The organism is Granulicella sp. L60 (assembly GCF_009765825.1).
Lineage (GTDB): Bacteria > Acidobacteriota > Terriglobia > Terriglobales > Acidobacteriaceae > Edaphobacter.
Window position 1 is genome coordinate 458987 of the sequence record NZ_LMUR01000010.1, and the last position, 18525, is coordinate 477511.

General features: G+C 55.1%; 11 protein-coding genes. 7 read left to right on the forward strand and 4 right to left on the reverse strand.

What is annotated here, in order from left to right:
• Positions 1-7: 7 nt before the first annotated feature.
• The 3 genes from GSQ82_RS05165 to GSQ82_RS05175 all read left to right on the forward strand — a co-directional run bounded on the left by GSQ82_RS05165 (position 8) and on the right by GSQ82_RS05175 (position 3059).
• On the forward strand, positions 8-2059 hold the full coding sequence (locus tag GSQ82_RS05165; RefSeq protein ID WP_158790928.1) for a beta-N-acetylhexosaminidase: 2052 nt from the start codon (positions 8-10) through the stop codon (positions 2057-2059).
• 420 nt (positions 2060-2479) lie between these two features.
• Positions 2480-2698 carry a tetratricopeptide repeat protein gene (locus tag GSQ82_RS24945; protein ID WP_254061435.1) on the forward strand — a complete coding sequence of 73 codons (219 nt, stop codon included), beginning with the start codon at positions 2480-2482 and terminating at the stop codon, positions 2696-2698.
• Between the two features lie 13 nt (positions 2699-2711).
• Positions 2712-3059 (forward strand): tetratricopeptide repeat protein, encoded by a 348-nt coding sequence (locus tag GSQ82_RS05175; RefSeq protein ID WP_158790930.1) that lies wholly within the window; start codon positions 2712-2714, stop codon positions 3057-3059.
• A 134-nt stretch (positions 3060-3193) separates the two neighbouring features.
• Here GSQ82_RS05175 and GSQ82_RS05180 read toward each other — a convergent pair whose 3' ends face one another.
• From GSQ82_RS05180 to GSQ82_RS05190, 3 genes are all read right to left on the reverse strand, one after another.
• Positions 3194-4444 (reverse strand): threonine/serine exporter ThrE family protein, encoded by a 1251-nt coding sequence (locus tag GSQ82_RS05180; RefSeq protein ID WP_158790931.1) that lies wholly within the window; start codon positions 4442-4444, stop codon positions 3194-3196.
• A 48-nt stretch (positions 4445-4492) separates the two neighbouring features.
• Positions 4493-5911, reverse strand: coding sequence for a class II fumarate hydratase (fumC, locus tag GSQ82_RS05185; protein ID WP_158790932.1), 1419 nt, complete (start codon positions 5909-5911; stop codon positions 4493-4495).
• Positions 5912-5991: 80 nt separating this feature from the next.
• Positions 5992-7692, reverse strand: coding sequence for an NAD-dependent malic enzyme (locus GSQ82_RS05190; RefSeq protein WP_158790933.1), 1701 nt, complete (start codon positions 7690-7692; stop codon positions 5992-5994).
• Between the two features lie 259 nt (positions 7693-7951).
• Between GSQ82_RS05190 and GSQ82_RS05195 the strand changes: the two genes are divergently transcribed.
• Together GSQ82_RS05195 and GSQ82_RS05200 are read left to right on the forward strand one after the other, a co-directional pair.
• Positions 7952-8176: a hypothetical protein gene (locus tag GSQ82_RS05195; RefSeq protein ID WP_158790934.1), complete on the forward strand. Its 225-nt coding sequence runs from the start codon at positions 7952-7954 to the stop codon at positions 8174-8176.
• 252 nt (positions 8177-8428) lie between these two features.
• On the forward strand, positions 8429-10060 hold the full coding sequence (locus tag GSQ82_RS05200) for a glycoside hydrolase family 28 protein (RefSeq protein WP_158790935.1): 1632 nt from the start codon (positions 8429-8431) through the stop codon (positions 10058-10060).
• A 239-nt stretch (positions 10061-10299) separates the two neighbouring features.
• On the opposite strand, the gene GSQ82_RS05205 is transcribed toward GSQ82_RS05200, so the two are convergent.
• Positions 10300-13350 carry a beta-galactosidase gene (locus GSQ82_RS05205; protein ID WP_158790936.1) on the reverse strand — a complete coding sequence of 1017 codons (3051 nt, stop codon included), beginning with the start codon at positions 13348-13350 and terminating at the stop codon, positions 10300-10302.
• Between the two features lie 410 nt (positions 13351-13760).
• Here GSQ82_RS05205 and GSQ82_RS05210 point away from each other — a divergent pair, with 410 nt between their 5' ends.
• Together GSQ82_RS05210 and GSQ82_RS05215 are read left to right on the forward strand one after the other, a co-directional pair.
• Positions 13761-14786: a LacI family DNA-binding transcriptional regulator gene (locus GSQ82_RS05210; RefSeq protein ID WP_158790937.1), complete on the forward strand. Its 1026-nt coding sequence runs from the start codon at positions 13761-13763 to the stop codon at positions 14784-14786.
• Positions 14787-14973: 187 nt separating this feature from the next.
• Positions 14974-18486, forward strand: a complete 3513-nt coding sequence (locus tag GSQ82_RS05215; protein ID WP_158790938.1) for a LamG-like jellyroll fold domain-containing protein — start codon at positions 14974-14976, stop codon at positions 18484-18486.
• The last annotated feature ends 39 nt before the right edge of the window (positions 18487-18525 follow it).

The following is an 18525-nucleotide window of genomic DNA, read 5'->3' on the forward strand; positions in this document are numbered from 1 at the left end:
AGGCGTCATGCTTAATTACTGTTTGCTGCGCGCCTGCTGCGCGATCCTAGCGCTTTGTCCTACGCTGCCCTTCGCTCATCGGTCCGCGCAGGCACAGACACCACTGGCGATCATTCCTCTTCCTGCGAACACGGTGCAGTACTCCGGCAGCCTGCTCGTCGACCCCGGTTTGCAGATAGTTTTTGAAGGCTATACAGAGCCACGCCTCACGCGAGCTCGTGATCGATTTCTCGACACCTTGAGCCGCGAAACCGGGACCGCCCACATACCCGCCGGGCCTGATCAAACAGCCAAGCTTGTCATACGTACCGCAGGCCCGAGTGCTACCGTGCAGCAACTTGGAGAAGATGAGTCTTATCATCTGGAGGTTACGGCGACCGGAGTATTGCTGACGGCGCCCAATCCCCTCGGTGTGCTTCATGGACTGCAGACTTTTCTTCAATTGGTAGGCACGACACCTGCAGGCTTTGAAGTCGCAGCAGTAACGATCGATGATAAGCCTCGTTTTCCCTGGCGCGGTCTCATGATCGACGCAGGCCGCCACTTTATGCCGCTGGAAGCAATCCGGCAGAATCTCGACGGAATGGAAGCGGTAAAGATGAATGTCTTTCATTGGCATCTCTCTGATGACCAAGGCTTCCGCATTGAGAGCAAAGCTTTCCCCATGCTGCAGGAAAAAGGTTCTGACGGTCTCTACTACACGCAGGATCAGGTCCGAGCCATTATTGAATACGCCCGTGACCGTGGCATTCGCGTCGTTCCGGAGTTCGATATGCCCGGTCATGCAACATCCTGGTTTGTCGGCTACCCTGCTCTGGCCAGTGGCAACGGGCCTTACCATATCGAACGCCACTGGGGAGTCTTCGATCCCGCGATGGATCCTACGCGAGAGAGTACCTATCACTTCCTCGATGAGTTCATCGGAGAGATGACAGAGCTCTTCCCCGACGCTTACTTTCACATCGGTGGAGATGAGTGTAACGGCAAAGAATGGGATGCTAATCTGTCTGTCAAACGGTACATGCAAGTCCATCACATTGCGGACAACGCAGCGCTGCAGGCATATTTCACGAGCAGAGTGCAGAAGCTCGTCACCAAGCGCCACAAAACTACGGTAGGGTGGGACGAGGTGTTACAGCCTGATACGCCTAAAGACGTCGTCATTCAGTCATGGCGTGGTCAGGAGTCGCTGGCACAGGCGGCACAGAGAGGCTATCGCGGAATCTTATCTGCCGGCTACTACGTCGATTTGAATCAGTCGGCAGCCGATCATTACAACATCGATCCACTTGGGAACGGCAAGATCGTATTGTCCCCGGAGCAAACCGCCAACATACTTGGCGGCGAAGCGACCATGTGGACCGAATATGTCACCCCGGAGACGATTGATGGCCGAATCTGGCCGCGAACCGCCGCAGTCGCCGAACGGCTCTGGTCAGCGCAGGATGCAAAAGATGTTGACTCTATGTACGAGCGTCTTGATATCTTCTCGCAGAAGCTCGCGTACTATGGTCTTCCTTTCCAAAGCGTTCGGGAGCAGGCTATTCGACGGCTCAGCAACTACGCCGACACAACTCCCCTTCAGGTTCTTGCTAGTGTGGTACAGCCGCCCAGGGACTACGCGCGAGAAAGTTTGAAGCAGTATGATGCCTTTTCTCCTCTCAACCAACTGGTCGATACTGTCCCACCCGAAAGCGACACCGCACGAGAGTTCAAGCAAATTGTTGTGCGAATCTCAACGGGAAAAGCGGTCTCGGGAGATTGGCAGAAGGCCCGACAATGGCTGGTGCTGTGGAGAGATAACGATGCGGTCCTTCAGCCTTCGCTCGCTCGATCTGCATTGACCGTTGAACTGGAACCGCTATCCCGTAATCTTTCTAAGACCGCCGCGATCGGACTAGTAGCCCTAGACAGCTTACAAAACAATCTGCCAGTAACAATCGAGATTCAGAAGGAACAGATGTCTCAATTGAAAGATCTTGAAAAGCCTGAGGCGGTTCTGATCGATATGATTGTCCCAAGCGTGGAGGTGTTGGTGCAGACTGCCGGGACGAAATAGCGCTGAAGCCAGGACTCTGGTGCTTCTTTAGCCGTCTATTCGCCCAGACGATTGCGCGACCTGCCTAGTAGAGAGAAAATCGAACCGATGTGAAGGGGAGGACTTTGAGCTACAGATTAGCTATCTGCCTGACACTCGGAATCTCCGGCTTGGGCCTCAGCCTGTATTCACAGGAAGCTATAACGCAGGTGGCAACTCCACTACAGATCAATCAACGCGAGAATAGGACCTAATCTGAAGCTGGTCTGAATGCCTTATCCAAAGCTCATCCGACCGATCCGGTGTCTCTCGCCCGATTGGGCCTCCTCGAAGCCTGCCAAGGGCGTCTTCCGCAGGCGATTATCTTCTATCGCAGAGCCATGGCGCTCAACCCCGATATGTCAGGCTTACGCTTAAACTTGGGATTGGCCTTATTCAAGGATGGCCAATACAAAGAAGCTATTCAGCTCTTCACTTGTTGGCGAAGCATTGGACGAGATGAAAGACCCCAACGGAGCAACACTGGAGTTTCGCGCCGCAGTTCAGGCGAATCCCAAGGAGCCGAATGCGCACTTCGGTCTGGGTTATCTGTTGTGGACGCAGCGCCAGTATCAGGAAGCTTCACAGGAGGTTCAAGCCGAGGTTAGAGAATACCCCTAACTACTCCAAGGCGATGCTCTACCTCGCCGATTCAGATATTAAATTGAACAAGAGTGAAGATGCCAAGCCCCTATTGGAAAGGGTGGTAGTGATCGACCCCACCAACTCGATGAGCCATCTCAATCTTGGTATTGTCTTTGCAGAGGCTGATCACAAAGAGAATGCGTTGAGCGAATTCAAAGCGGCCGCCGCGCTTACTCCTCACGATGTGAACGTTCACATGTGGATGGGCCGTCTCTACCGATCCCTGGGCAAGGCCAGTGAAGCAAAAATGGAGTTCGACAAAGCCAAGAATCTAAACCAGGCCTCCCACGACGCGCTCATTACGGTCATGTCCGCCCCTCCTGAAAAGGTCAAATAGTTAGAGATCTTCGAGTCTTGGACCGGCTTCGCTACTTTCGCCATGAAATAAGGACGCGTAGAGCGTTCTCGCATTGCTGAACGATCTTCAAGGATACCGAAGTCCGAAACTTACAATGCTATATGTCTCTTTCCTTAGGGCTTCGTCTGTATCGATCTGTCTCCAATACGATCAATGACCATCTTCGGAGCGATAAGGCCTACGCTCATAGCCAAAACGATAGATACGGCGGTCATGCCATCGGCTGTTGTCTCGGTAATGAGCGGTAAGGTTGTATTTTGGCCGACAGCGAGTTGGACAAAGCCGCTGGCCATTCTGAAAAGAAAGACACCTGGGATCATCGAGACTACGGAGGCAAAGGCGATAGCTGCGAACGGCATGTGCCGGCGACGTGCGACCGGGGTGAGGATAAGTCCCACGAAGAGACAAGCGACCAGGGCACCGACCGCAGCGTTGGAGCCAGGGACAGTAAGGACCTGCCACCTAAGAGCATGGGCAAGCATACCGACTGGGACTGGCCAAGCCAGCATACGCAGCGGCGTGGAGAAGAAGATGCTGTAGGCCGCGACAGCAACGCCGGCGGCTATCACGTCGAGCCACAGGGGTGCGGACCTGCTGGCCTCCTCTACAGGAAGGGAAGCCTTGAGAAGGGCAAGTCCTAGGAGCAGTCCAGCCGAGATCGCCCCAACGACGAGCCCCGCGTAGATAATGCGGGCAGTGCCGAGATGGATGCGGCCCTTGCTGAGATCCAACATCCCATTGAGTAAGGGTGGTCCGGGCACCAGGATCATGCACGGGCAAACGGCGATTAGGCGCAGCGACGAGCTAAGCTGATAACGAACCGCAAGAGCGCCAATAATGCCTGCTAGCAACGCCGCACCAAATGGTTGCACAAAGACGTTTGCGCTGTATTGTGCGAGTACGCGGCGGAGAAGGGCGCCGGCTGCTGCACTTAGTGAGATAAGTATGGCTGCGGACAGATGCTGGACGCCAAAGATCACCGCTAAGCCCGCGGCACCAGCGGCTGCAGCCAGGGTGAACAGCCAAGTCGGCATCGGCGGCGTTTGTGAGATCGTACGAATCTTCTCCTTCGCAGCTTGGGGCGCAAGTAGACCTTGGTCGAGATCCTCCATCACCTGCATCGCGGAGGACACGCGACCCATTGCCACGCCGGTTGGATCAGCTGCTACTACGAAGAATAGCTTTTGGTTGACGTCCTGAATCTGAAGTTGCAACTCTCCCCAACGTGGGAAGATCTGGGCGCATAGTCCAAGCGCGCGACCGAATCGTTCTGTGGAAGACAAAACTTGGTCTGTGGATTGACCGTTGACAAATAGGACTCGGGCAAATTCGAGGACAAGGTCAGAACGGTCCTCCAAGGTCATAGGTCTTTCCTCATAAGTTAAATATCTACCGAAATAAGGATTTCCGCGCTAATTTTCGGTCGCTTCTGCAACATGAGGCATGACCATCTGTGCCGGATCGACCACACGATCAAACTCTTCCTCGGTGACGAAACCGAGTTTCAACGAGGCTGCCTTCAGTGTAAGGTCGTTGTCCATCGCGTAGTGTGCGATTTGGGATGACTTGTCGTAACCGATGATTGGCGAGAGCGCGGTCACCAGCATCAGCGAACGTTCTACGTACTCCTTAATCTTCTTTAGGTTAGGCTTCGTACCCTGGACGAGAAATTTGCGGAAGTTTGTGCAACCATCGGTCATGAGCGTGATGGAGTGGGTGATATTGAATATGATCAGTGGCTTGTAAACATTCATCTCCAGATACCCTCCGGCGCCCCCAAAACCCACAGCGACGTCATTTGCCATAACCTGCACGGCAATCATTGTGAGTGCTTCAGCCTGAGTTGGGTTCACCTTCCCGGGCATGATCGAAGAACCGGGTTCGTTTTCGGGGATCAATAGTTCCGCAAATCCTGCGCGCGGACCACAGGACATGAGTCGGATGTCATTTGCGATTTTGTAGAGCGACACAGCCAGAGTGCGTAGAGCTCCAGAAAGTTGTACCAGCGCATCATGAGCGCCTTGCACCGCAAACTTGTTCGGTGCGGTAACGAAAGGCAGACTGGTCAGCAGGGCAATCTCGGTCGCCACCGCCTCGGCGTAACCGGGAGGAGCATTAATCCCAGTGCCGACCGCCGTGCCCCCAAGTGCGAGACGGTAGACACCCTTCAGTGCGTCTTCAATCCGTTCCACATTGTCCTGGAGCATGGCGGCATATCCCGACCACTCCTGACCGAGCGTCAGAGGCGTCGCGTCCTGCATGTGCGTGCGACCAATCTTCACGATATCTTTCCACTCAGCAGCCTTAGCATCGATAGCATCGTGCAACTGGTTTACTGCGGGAAGCAGCCGTTGCTTGACGTTGACGACTGCCGCAATGTGCATCGCGGATGGAAACGAATCGTTCGACGACTGCGACATGTTCACGTGATCGTTAGGATGAACCGGAGTTTTGCTTCCGAGAGCGGTGCCCGCTAGTTGGGAGCAGCGGTTCGAGATCACCTCATTCACGTTCATGTTGAATTGTGTGCCACTGCCCGTCATCCAAACATGGAGAGGAAACATATCCTGATGTTGCCCAGCAAGAATTTCATCACACACGCGAACGATCAACAAATGGCGCTGCTCATCCAGATGCTTGCCGGCACGATTTGCATTGGCCGCGCCTTTCTTCAAGATGGCGTACGCGGCGATCATCTCTCTCGGCATCAGGTCTGTCCCAATGCTGAAATGCTCAAGCGAGCGCTGTGTCTGCGCTCCCCAGAGTTTGCCGGCGGGGACTGCCACCTCGCCCATAGAGTCCTTCTCAAACCGGGTGTCTGCATCGTTCATAGTTATTCCCCTTATCTGTCGATTTCTAACCTAATGATGTACAGAAGGATTGTTTGCTAGGAGCTTCCTGAACCATCGTATTATTTCAGTTTGTACGGAACGTAAACAGGTTCCCAAATATTTGTCTCGAGTTCACGTCTCAATGCATTCTCGTCCGCGACCTGTGCCTGTCCATCCTTAATTGCTTGTCTTCCCACGGCCTCTCCTATGAGGCGACCAATCCTCCGCGCATCGGCAATTGGCGGCAGCAGGCCTGCGTGCCTGTCCTTCTGAGTAGGCAGCTGGCGAACCAATTCCTCAGCAGCGGCCTTTACCATCGTGTCAGTCACACGCTTCGCTTTTGATGCAATGATTCCAAGAGCCAGTCCAGGGAAGATGTACGAATTATTTGTTTGAGTAACGGGAATTTTTTTTCCGCCGACGTTGACCGGCTGAAACGGACTGCCAGTCCCGACTAGCGCCCTTCCTTCAGTCCAATCTATCAAGTCTTGGGCTGTGGCTTCGCTCCGCGAGGTGGGGTTAGAAAGCGGGAAGATGATGGGACGATCCGAATACTTTGCCATCTCCTTGACCACTTGTTCATCAAAGGCTCCTGTCTGGCCAGAGACCCCGATGAGCACGGATGGCTTTGCGTTGCGAACCACATCGAGCAGAGTGATCTCTCCATTGGGCTGCTTCCATCCCCGCACCTCCTGCTCTTTACGCGCATAGGGTAGCTGCTCCGGGCGTACATCTTTACCCTCTTCTGTCACGAGGCCGTAGCGATCGATTGCATAGAAGCGATTGCGTGCTTGCTCTTCTGTGAGGCCTTTATCCTGCAGAAACTTCGTCAATAGGTCAGCAATACCGATACCCGCGCTTCCGAAGCCGACCATCGCAATCTTTTGCTGCTCGAGTGGAACGCCAGTTACATTGATGGCCGAGAGCAATGTTGAAGTAGCTACAGCTGCCGTGCCCTGAATGTCATCATTGAAGGTGCATAGCTGGTCTCTGTAGCGGGCTAGAAGCCGCGCAGCGTTAGAGCCTGCAAAATCCTCCCACTGCAAAAGGACATGTGGCCAGCGCTTCTTCACGCTTTGCACAAAGACGTCGACGAAATCATCGTAGGCCTGGCCGCGGATCCGGTGATTCCTCCATCCGATGTAGAGCGGGTTCTTCAGCCGGTCTTCGTTATCCGTTCCAACATCGAGCAGAATCGGAAGACAGTTCTCCGGATGAATTCCGCCAAGTGCAGTGTAAAGAGCCATCTTCCCGATAGGGATTCCCATCCCTCCTGCACCTTGATCTCCCAGTCCCAGGATTCGTTCCCCATCACTGACGACGATGCATTTCACATCGTCATACCTTGAATGACTCAGTATCTGGTCGATGCGCTCCTTATTCGGATAACTGAGAAACAAGCCGCGAGGCTTTCTCCATATCTCACTGAAGCGCTGACAGCCTTCACCCACAGTTGGTGTGTAGACCAGAGGGAGCATCTCCTCGATATTTCGAGCAAGAAGCGCATAAAATACTGTCTCGTTCGTGTCTTGCAGGTCTCGAAGAAAGCTGTATTTACTGAAGGAATTCGGCTGAGCTTGCAGAGCTTCGAGGCGGCGCTTAATCTGTTCATCGAGACTTCCCACATGCGGTGGCAATAGCCCGTGTAGGTCAAATACATCGCGCTCGTGATCGGTGAACGCGGTTCCTTTGTTAAGACGCGGGGAATTGACCAGGTCAAATCCAGAAAGAGAGATCCGAAGGCTCTTTTCATCAGTTGGTGATTGCAATTGATCGTTCATTTCGTCCCTCCGAGATTTGGGTTAGATTGTCAGCGCATAAGCTTCGCCTGGCAAGGTCGATCACTTTATCACCACGTCCGCAGCACCTCGCGAGAAGCGACGTGAACGTCCTGCGGAACGTGCTGTAAGTCCGTAGAACAACGCCATCAAAATCCATCGACATCGATGACAGTCTAAGCAAAAGCTTGCGAAGCTTCTTTAAGCAGATTTGTGTCCGACGCCGGAGGTTACATCTAGAAAAGTGACGGTGCCCGTAGTCATGGATCCTCTATTCAATAGGGTCGCCGTTAAGCTGCCACTACCTGTGACGACCAGTGATGCGCCAGAGAGAATGCATCGCGGTGTAGCCAGCATCGACACAGTCCGAGAGAAGGACGGCATTGCAGAGTTATCTCGACAGCTTGGAGAAACAGAAATAGAACTGGAGGCGAAGATCGATCAATCTGCCCTGAAATCTGCACTCGATTACCGTGTAGAGCTGTGAGAGACGTGTCAGTTACCAAAATCAATGTGACGCGATTGACCAGTTTGGATGGCCTGTTTTCCTGCATCGGCCGATAGATAAAAGAAACAAACCACACGAGTGCGGCTGCCGCTGGATGGCGCGCACGTCCCGCCAAGTGTATCCGGAATGATATCACTGAAATGGTGCTCTTTCCCTTATCGCGGGTAAGGCAGATTTCTCATCGTTTGGGCGAAGCGATCTCTTTACTCGGGGCTTGGTAAGCTTATTTGAATGAATGACCAGCGCCGTAGCATGCTCAAAATCGTGCCTTTCGCCCTTGCGGGCCTCGCCACCAAGCCTGTCTTTGCTCAGAGCGACTCGACCACCCCTGTGACGACTCCCTTGTTCTTCGATGTGCGTGTTTATGGAGCGACCGGATCGGGCAGAACTTTAGATTCCGCGGGCATCAATGCAGCGATTGACGCTGCAGCGGGTGCTGGTGGGGGAACGGTCGTGGTTCCAGCTGGGACCTATCTATGTTTTTCCATACGCCTTCGCAGCCAAGTGCACCTCTATCTTTCGCAGGGCGCGACGATCCTTGCCGCCTCCTCTCCGTTGCCAGGTCAGACGACAGGTGAAATGGGAGGGAAGTACGATGCCGCAGAGCCGAAGACCGCATACGACACCTATCAGGATTACGGTCACAATCACTGGCACAATTCACTAATTTGGGGAGAGGATCTCCATAACGTTGGAATTAGCGGTCCGGGGCTTATCTACGGTAAGGGGCTTTCGTTCGGCGGTTGGATCAAGGGTGAGCGCCGTGGCGACTACCCGATCTACGACGCAGAACAACCGGGCGTTGGTAACAAAGCCATCGCATTGAAGAACTGCCGCAACGTCATTTTTCGGGATTTCAGTATTCTCAAAGGCGGACACTTCGGCCTGTTACTTACAGGGGTGGACAATCTAACGATCGACAACCTCACGATCGACACGGATCGCGACGGAATAGATCTCGATTGTTGCAAGAACGTTCACGTCTCGAATTGTACTGTGAACTCGCCCTGGGATGACGGAATCTGCCCCAAATCGAGCTATGCGCTTGGTTATGCGCGAGCAACTGAGAATGTCACCATCACAGGATGCACTGTCACCGGCTACTACCAATTAGGCACTGTACTCGACGGTAGCTATAAGAATTTCCCGGCAGGCGAAAACATCTACCGGACCGGACGCATTAAATGCGGGACCGAATCGAATGGTGGGTTTAGGAACATTACCATTACCAACTGCGTCTTCGAAGGTTGCAACAGCCTCTCGCTTGAGAGTGAAGATGGAGCCTTGTGCGAAGACATTACCATCTCCAACATCAGCATGCGCAATCTTATCTACGGGCCATTATTCTTTCGGCTCGGTGCGCGCCTACGTGGACCGAAAGATTCGACCAGAGTAGGCGCCCTACGCCGCATTTTGGTCTCCAACATCGTGTCCTATAATTCGGATGCAAACATCGGCAACATCCTCTCCGGGATTCCAGGTTATCCAATCGAAGACATCAAGATCGCAAATTTCTACATGCAGCACAAGGGAGGCATGAGTACAGAACAAGCAAAGATCGTTCCACCTGAAGATGCCGACAAGTACCCTGACCCCGGCGTATTCGGTCCGATGCCTGCACAAGGGTTTTTCCTGCGACACTTGCGCCATCTTGAGATGAGTCACGTGGAGATCGCTCCTATGGCAAAGGATGGGCGGCCCTCGTTCGTTCTCGACGATGTAGAACGTGCGGACTTTTTAGCGATTACTGCTCCGACTTCCCCGGATGCTTTCGCATTCCGTCACGCTAGAGACATTCGGGTCAGCCTGAGCCGTGCTGCCAAGGACGCAATCCTCGACACGGCTGTGAATCAAACACTGTAGTCGTGGATCTCTTAGCCATTTCCGGTTGCTATGGGTTAAATATGCACATGTTCCTCACGGCAGTTGAACACAATTATGAAGACTCGGCCGTAACAAACTTTCGCAGAGCTCCAAAAGTTCAATAACAGAATATGGACGAGTCGCCGAGGGAATGCGAATTGAGCGTGCCGAGTTGTGAACATTCATCACCGCCCAGAGTGTAGGAAGCAGCCATCCAGTCATGCGTGTCCCCCAATCGGTTACTCCCGATTCCAGTGATAGTTCGCGAGCATCCGGCCGTCTTTGCTGATCAGCACAATGGCAGCGTGTCCCGGCGATAGTGGGCTCGAAAACTCTTTCTTGCTGCGCCCGTCGCGGAAGGTCACCGTCTGTTGCTTTGTCTCCGAGGTCACCACGTAAAGCGTGGCGTCTGGATAAGTCGTGGCGCAGATGAGAATTCCCGGATCTACCTGTGACGTCGTATAGGCAGAACTCACTCCCGCCTCCTGCATCGCATACCGGTAGACCCGGCCTAACGCCTGCAGATCGTCGCTCATCTCCAGCGGCAGCGCGGCAAAAAAAATGTGTCCCTGCCCCAGAGATATCTCCTCCCATTGTTTGCCGTCTGTCATCTTTGCGGTCGAGAGTACCGTTGTCTTCTTCTCCCCGAACAGGAAGAGGTCATCGCCTCCGGGCCACACCATGTGCTCGTGACGAATGTTCAGTGCCTCCGTGGTGTACGGCAGGCCCACCTTGTTCTGCCTTCCCGTGGAATGCAGATGTGCATCTCCGTCAAATGGTCCAGTCACCAACAGCGTCGCGCCAGCTCTCACCCTCTGTTCGATGGCCTGCCATGCAGTTTCGGTCAATCCCATTGGCGAAGGAAGCAGGATCAACTTCGGTGTTCCAAGTAGATCGATCTGGTACTCGCCGACAGCGTAAGCCTCGCCCCTCGCATACTGGTAGAGAGCGCGGACGGCATTCTGCTGCGCGCTGAGCGCATATCCATTGAGTGTTGACATCTGTAGCGACTGAGGCAGCACTATCGCAACCTGCGGTGCCACAAAGCCAGTCGCATACGGAGCCGCAGCCTGGGCAAATCGCCCGAGATCGCGCATCATGTTCTCCCACAACTTCGCGGACCCATCGCTGCGCTGCATACCAAAGTCCACCTCGCGCGCCCAGTCCCACTGCATGGCACCACTACTGCCGGCCGCAAATCCCAGGGCCCATTTTCGCTCTGTCAGGCCCAGGCCCGTAAGTTCGTCGTAACGCCACGCTCCATCCGGCGCCCACACCGGTTGGTAGCCTGTCTCGCCTGTGATGTTGGGCATGCCCGGACGCTTGGCAGCCACCGAGTCCCACAGCAGCGCATCATCCTGCCAATAAGTATGGTTTGTCGTGAATGAAACTCCTGCCTCGCCATAAAACTGGTTCAAGACGCGGTCCGTCACGCCACCTTCATCCTGACCCACATTAACGAGCTGCGTGCTGCCGGTAGCGCGGATCGTCGACACCATCGTTCGCACCCAGCCGGAGAACATATCCTGTGCAAAGAGGTTATAGTCCAGTGCACGCACCTGCATCGCATTCCCATAGCGCGTGTAGTTCAGGTCTGTAATGGATGGCAGCGGAACAGCATCCATGCTTCCAAGTTGCTCCGGCGTGACCGACCACGCGTCGGCGAGAGCGGACAGTGAGTTGTAGTGCTGTCGAAGCCATACGTGCCACGCTGCAACCTCAGCGGGGTCGGCGTTGGGATAGTTGCCTTTGAAGATCTGCCGTGGGTTCGAGAAGCTCGGTTCGTTGATCAGGTCCCAACACAGCCAGGGAACTTTCTTGAACCGTTCCACGACCGAACGAACGTAGGCCTGCTCCGCGCGAATCGCATCATCATCCAGGTAGGGATTCGGTAAAGGTGCAGTTCCTTCAGCCTGCCGAATATTGCCCGACTTCGGCGAGAAGGCGAAAAAGGTAAAGTTGATCGCGATATGATGTCGGTGAGCTGACAGCAGAAAAGCCTCCAGATTACGCATAAAGCGCTCGTTCGCGCCGGCAAGATCCCCATCGATAAAGCGGGCGTTTGGCATCCAAACGCCCGTACGTACAAAGCTCACCCCATGGCTCTCCATCTCGGTGAAGTCTTTCTCCCAGATCGCCGCGTTTCTCGGACTCGAAAAGTCCCAGCCATTCTCCTCCGTCGTAAAGTAGTTTGTTCCGACTGGAAAGAAGGGAACTCCATTCTTGGTGATGTAATCCGCGTGCACTCCCAGCTCAGGGCCGTCATGCAAAGCCTCAGGCGCGGAGACCCAGAAGCCATTCCGATAAAATTCGCGAGGTTCGCCATGCTGGCTATACGCCGCGGTCACTTGATAGAACCCTGGCACGAGGGGTTTGTGGAAGGGAATCGCAATCTCTGCGCTATCGCTTGCCGGCGCTTTGAGCGTCGCCGAATCAACGACGTTCTCTCCGAAGAGGAGCTTGACCTTAACCTCGCCCTCCGACACGTTTGATACTTGCCGATGTTGGACATGCACGCTCAGCTGCGGGCTCTCCGCTGGCCTCAGTACCGAAAACAGGGTCTCCACCGAGAACACCGTGGCACCCTGGTGCGCATACAAGGCCGCCCTGCGAATCAGCGAGGTGCCATCGCCGCTCGCCCAGTAGCCAGGCATGGGATCAAAGTCGAGCGCAACAAAGCGCCCGCCAGCCATGCTCGTTCCATTGTGGTCCGCGACGATTACGGGTGCTGCTACCAGTAGCCCGCTCGAATCGCTCATATAGCCAAGACCGTTCAATCGGCCTTCCACTGTAAAGAAATGCTTACCCCTCACTTTAGGCGCGGAACCGCTTTCATACCCCGGTTTCCAGAGAAAGGATGCATCCGGTGGCACCGGCACCTCGTAGGTGTGCCTCATTCCCAGCACTTTCGCATAACTGTCCTGTGGCCTTTCGGGCTGGTAGCTGCCATGGTTCAAACTCACTGGCACACGCAACGGCTGTCCGCCAAGAATCAGCAGGTTCCCTCCCGCATCCAAATAGCGCTCAATACTCTTCCATGCATCGGTCGAAATTGCTGAACCGTACGGCAGCACAAGTAGCTCCGCATCCTTCAGCGTCGCATCATCGTTCAATTTTGCTACGTCGGCGAACACCGGATTCAATCCGTCCAGGGCTCGACTCAACGTCGCCTGTTCGATCGGCTCGCTCTCCAATGTGGGAAACCCTGGCTGCCAAAATACAATGGTCTTCGCGAATGACACGACAGGAACGAACACAAGAAAGGCTATGATGCTGCGCAACGCGGACATAAGACCTCGTAAACACCGTAAGAGAAGAAACAGCTTTGCCTGACTCGCACTGGAGGTGGTTCGACCTCTTGTACGACCGGAAAAGCACGAACCGTTGTAACACGGTCTTCTAATCGGAATCTACATAATTTGATATCGTTATCACACCCTAAATCTGAGATGAATTGGCCTGCCTTCGCACTTGCTGAAGTCAATCCTAAAGACTTCCTTTTCAGCTATCCTGGAGTGCGTTTTCTAGAGTATGCTCAAATGTTCGAAGGAGCCCGTCGCTTCGGACCCCGTTAGATCAATCGTTTAATGAGGAGTTTTCGTAACTTTGGACACGGCTAGTTTAGGACCGAGCCGGTTAGCCCGTTACTCTGAACTCCGCAACTGTTAGGAAGGTTCGTTTGCTGCCACGCAAAGCAAGGATGAGCGACGTCGCAGAGTTGGCCGGGGTGGCCACCATGACTGTCTCACGCGTTCTCAACGACAGCGCCCCAGTCAACGAAGAGACCAGGGACCGCGTCCATCAGGCGATCCAGCAGCTTAACTACCACCCCAATCCTGTAGCGCGTGCGCTCCGCCAGGCCAAGTCGAAGTCCATAGGTATCATCGTCCCCAATTTCTACGATCCGTTCTTCGCCAACTGCGCGCACGCCATCAGTCTCGTCGCGAAGAAGTATCAGTACAGCGTCAACGTCACCACCTCGGATGAAGACGCCGGTATGGAGTTCATCGAAGCCAACCTCATGGTTTTGAATCACGTCGAAGGTCTCGCCGTCATTCCCGCCTCCATAGGCAAGTCTCGCTTTGACCGCCCGGAGTTCTATTCGACCCACATCGTCATGCTCGATCGCCCTGTCAAAGGGCATCGCTTCAACAGCGTGCTGGTAGAAAATCAAAAAGGTGCGACGACCGCCGTCAAACATCTCATCGAACACGGCCACAAGCGAATCGACTACTTAGGCCTCTCCGAAAAGCTTTATACACTCACCGAGCGATACGAAGGCTACTCTAAGGCCATGCGGGAGGCTGGACTCACCCCCAGCCAGCACTTCGTCTGCAGCACCCTGGAAGAGACCTTCGCTCTCATCCAGAAGGCGCTCACTGGGCGCAGGCCTCCCACTGCTTTTTTCATGGGGAACAACCTCGTCATGCGTAATGCACTGCATGCACTGTCCCGTCTCAACGTCAGCGTGCCCGACGACGTGGCCATCATAGGTTTTGACGACTTCGAAATGGCAGACATCTTCAATCCAGCAGTCACCGTCGTACGCCAGCCCTCGCTCGAGCTGGGTCGAGTCGCAGCGGAGCTTCTCTTTGCGAGGTTCGAACAAAAAGACGTCTCTCTCTCTGGCCAGCAGATTATTCTTCCGGTTGAACTGATCATCCGGGAGTCCTGCGGCTGTACTGCTCGAAAGGTGTTGAAGTCCTTCAACTCGAAGCGGGCATAATCCCAGTCTTCATCCTTCCATCGTTCGCCATAGGAACGGACGCGGCATTATGCCCCTTGTCTTTTGTCATGATATCGTTATCGCGGTTCAAGGAGAAAGCTCGTCCATGCCGCCTATCGATCAATACACCTCAACCCAGCGTGACTCGCCCCGAAAAAGATCACTAGTCTTATCACTGGTCTTAACGATGACGACCGGGCTTGCTACCTGCTCTTCATTCGCCGCGGCCCAGCTCTCGCCCACGAGCGAGCCACCGCAGTACGGTCCCTACAGCGGCGTCTTCCTTCCCGACGGCATCGGGCTCCGCATGCCTCTTCCCAACGTGCACGCCCCCGTTCTACTGGCCGACTCCCCTTGGTCGCTCTTCTGCTGGATTAATACCAGCGAGCCCATCAGCGGACGCGAGTTGGTCGCAGGCCTGGGCAGCACCACGGCAGAGTACCCTCGCTATCTCAGCCTCGAAGCAGGCAAAGTCACCCTGTGGCTAGGTGAAGGCAATGAGCTTTCCGGTCCCGCCGCAATGAAACCAGGCGCATGGCACCTTCTTGCAGCGACCTTCGACGGCACCCGTTTTCATCTCTATAGCGACGGGCAGCCCATAGCTAGCGGCCCCCTCGTGCTGGGCAGTACCAACGCTCTTCTCCAAATGGCGCCCCCTGATCCGTCCAGCACGGGAAAACACTTCGGTGGCCAAATTGCCGACTTTACCCTGCTGCGTCGTGCGATGTCGGACGCTGACGTCCATGCCCTCCATCAGTCTCCTCCCGACTTCGCGGTCATCCAGTTTGAGGAGGCCTCAAAACCATGGCCGTTCCAGACCCGCGGCCAGGCTGGTTATCGCGCCCCTCAGGAGCCATCTACCCTGCCCAAGAGCCGCGCCTCCTTCTCGCGTCCAATTGTGATGAAACGTCCACCCATGGGTGAATCTCTTGCCCAGACCGGCCCAGGGGAGTGGTCCTTCGTCGATGGCTGGAGTCTCCGCGAAGCCCCGAAGGTTGAAGCCGATGGCGCACTGCTGAGCGCATCTGGTTACAGCTCGAAAGACTGGATGCGCGCAACCGTTCCCGGAACTGTTCTTACGACCATGATCGATGACGGCATGTATCCCGATCCTGATTTTGGCCTCAACAACCTGGCCATCCCCGAGTCTCTCAACAAACAGGACTATTGGTACAGAAACGAGTTCCTCCTTCCCGTTTCCATGCCGCCGGCATCTGGCAATCACGTCGAGCTCACCTTTCAGGGCATCAACTATAAGGCGTCTGTGTGGCTCAACGGAACTCTTCTAGGCACGATTAAAGGAGCCTTTCAGCGAGGAACTTTCGATGTCACCGCTCTGCTCAAGCCTGGCCAGAAAAATATTATCGCTGTCCGTATATCTCCTCCGCCACACCCTGGCATACCGCAGGAGCAATCCGTCCTTGGCGGCCCCGGGGAGAACGGTGGCACTATGGAGCTCGACGGTCCAACCTTCCTCGCCACCGAAGGCTGGGACTGGATTCCCGCCATCCGCGATCGCAACAGCGGCATCTGGCAGCCTGTCCTCCTCAAGGTCACTCATCGCCTCAAACTCGGCGACACACAGGTCATTACCTCCTTTCCCCATCACGACACCACCCAAGCATCTATCGACATCAATGTGCCGGTCACTAACTTCTCCAGCCAACCAATCCAATCAACCCTCGAAGCCACCATCGAACAGACCACACTTCGAAAGACAATCACCCTTCCACCAGGCGAAAGCGTTGTCAGGCTCACCCCTGCCGAGTTCGCGCAACTCAACTTGCAGCACCCCCGCCTCTGGTGGCCCAACGGTTATGGCAGCCCGGAGCTTTACCACCTCAAGCTAACCGTCAACGATGGACTCTCTATCTCTGACACTAAAGACGTTCGCTTTGGCGTTCGCGAGATTAGCTACGAGCTCAGCCTTCTCGACAGCACTGGCCACCTCCGCCGCGTCGAGTTCTCCCCCACTGATGCCCGAGGCTCCTCGCAGCCCGTCGTCGACATCAGCCACGAGGGTATGCGCGAGATTCCGTCCGCCGATGCCATCGCGCTCAACATTCCCGATGTTCCCGAGGCCCAGCGCGAACGCTATCACTCCCATGTAGCCTCACTCGCTGCAGGCGGCGAAAACTCTCCCTCCATTCGCATCCTGGACGATACGCGCGCCGCCCCGTACCTGGTCATCAAGGTCAACGGCGTTCGCATCGCAGCGCGCGGTGGCAACTGGGGGATGGACGACTCTCGCAAGCGCGTCTCTCGCGCTCATCTTGAGCCTTACTTCCGCCTCAACCGCGACGCGAACCTCAACATCATCCGCAACTGGGTCGGTCAAAGCACCGAAGAGACCTTCTTCGATCTCGCCGACGAGTATGGCATGCTTGTCTGGAACGACTTCTGGGAATCCACTCAGAACTACAACATCGAAGCTGAAGATCCCGCTCTCTTCCTCGCCAACGCCAGCGACACCATCAAGCACTTCCGCAATCATCCCTCGATCGTCCTATGGTGCGGCCGCAACGAAGGTGTCCCTCAACCCATCATCAGCATGGGGCTCGACAACCTGGTGCGTACCTTGGACGGCACCCGCTACTACTCGCCCAGCTCTAATCAGGTCAACCTGCAGGGAAGCGGCCCTTATCGCTATCAGGATCCCGCACATTACTACACCACGCTCAACCGCGGCTTCTCCGTCGAGACCGGGACCCCCTCCATGTCCACGCTCGAATCCTTCCAGAGCACCACGCCCAAGGAAGACCAGTGGCCAATCGACGACGTCTGGGCCTATCACGACTGGCACCAGAGCGGAAACGGCGATGTCGCTCCTTTCATGGATGAGATCCAGGCCGAATTCGGCGCACCCACTGGCCTCGCAGACTTTGAGCGCAAAGCTCAAATGCTCAATTACGTCGATCACAGAGCCATCTTCGAGGGCATGAACGCCAACCTGTGGTCCCCCAACAGTGGACGTATGTTGTGGATGACCCAGCCCGCATGGCCTAGCACTATGTGGCAGATTCTCAGCGCAGACTATGACACTCAGGCATCGTTCTATGGCACCCGCAAAGCCTGCGAGCCAGTCCATATCCAGCTCAACCTCGCCACCCATCAGGTCGATGTCATCAACACCACAACCATCGCTCGTACCGGCCTTACAGTAAGCGCCAGAATATATTCACTTGCCAACGCACTCCTCTTTCAGGCCAAAGAGCAAAAGGATATTGCCGCAGACTCTCCGGCCAGCAGCTTCAAACTCGATCTGGCTCCCTACCTCGCCAAAGGCATGGTCATCGTAAAACTTGAGCTGCTGGACGCCACCGGCAACATCGTCTCGCAAAACCTCTACTGGCTTGGAGCTAAACCCGCTTCCTACCGTGAACTCAACCAGCTCGCTCCAACGCTTTTGAAGGCGGCAGCCGCCTCTGTTGCCTCTGGCGACACCGTCAAGGTCAAGGTTCAACTGACCAACTCCACGGCCGTAGTAAGTCTCGCAAACAAGCTCACCCTGCTCGACTCCAAAGATAAGACACGCATCCTGCCGGCCTACTTCTCGGACAACTACATCTCGTTGCTGCCGGGCGAAACCCGCGAAATTGAGATCGAATACCCCATTAGCGCAGCCAAGGGTAACCCTGAGATTGCAGTTCGTGGCTGGAATGCAACGCCTCAGTCGATTACCGTCAACAAGCAGAGATAGTTGTCTCACGACTATCAGGAAAGCAAAACGATGCCTGTG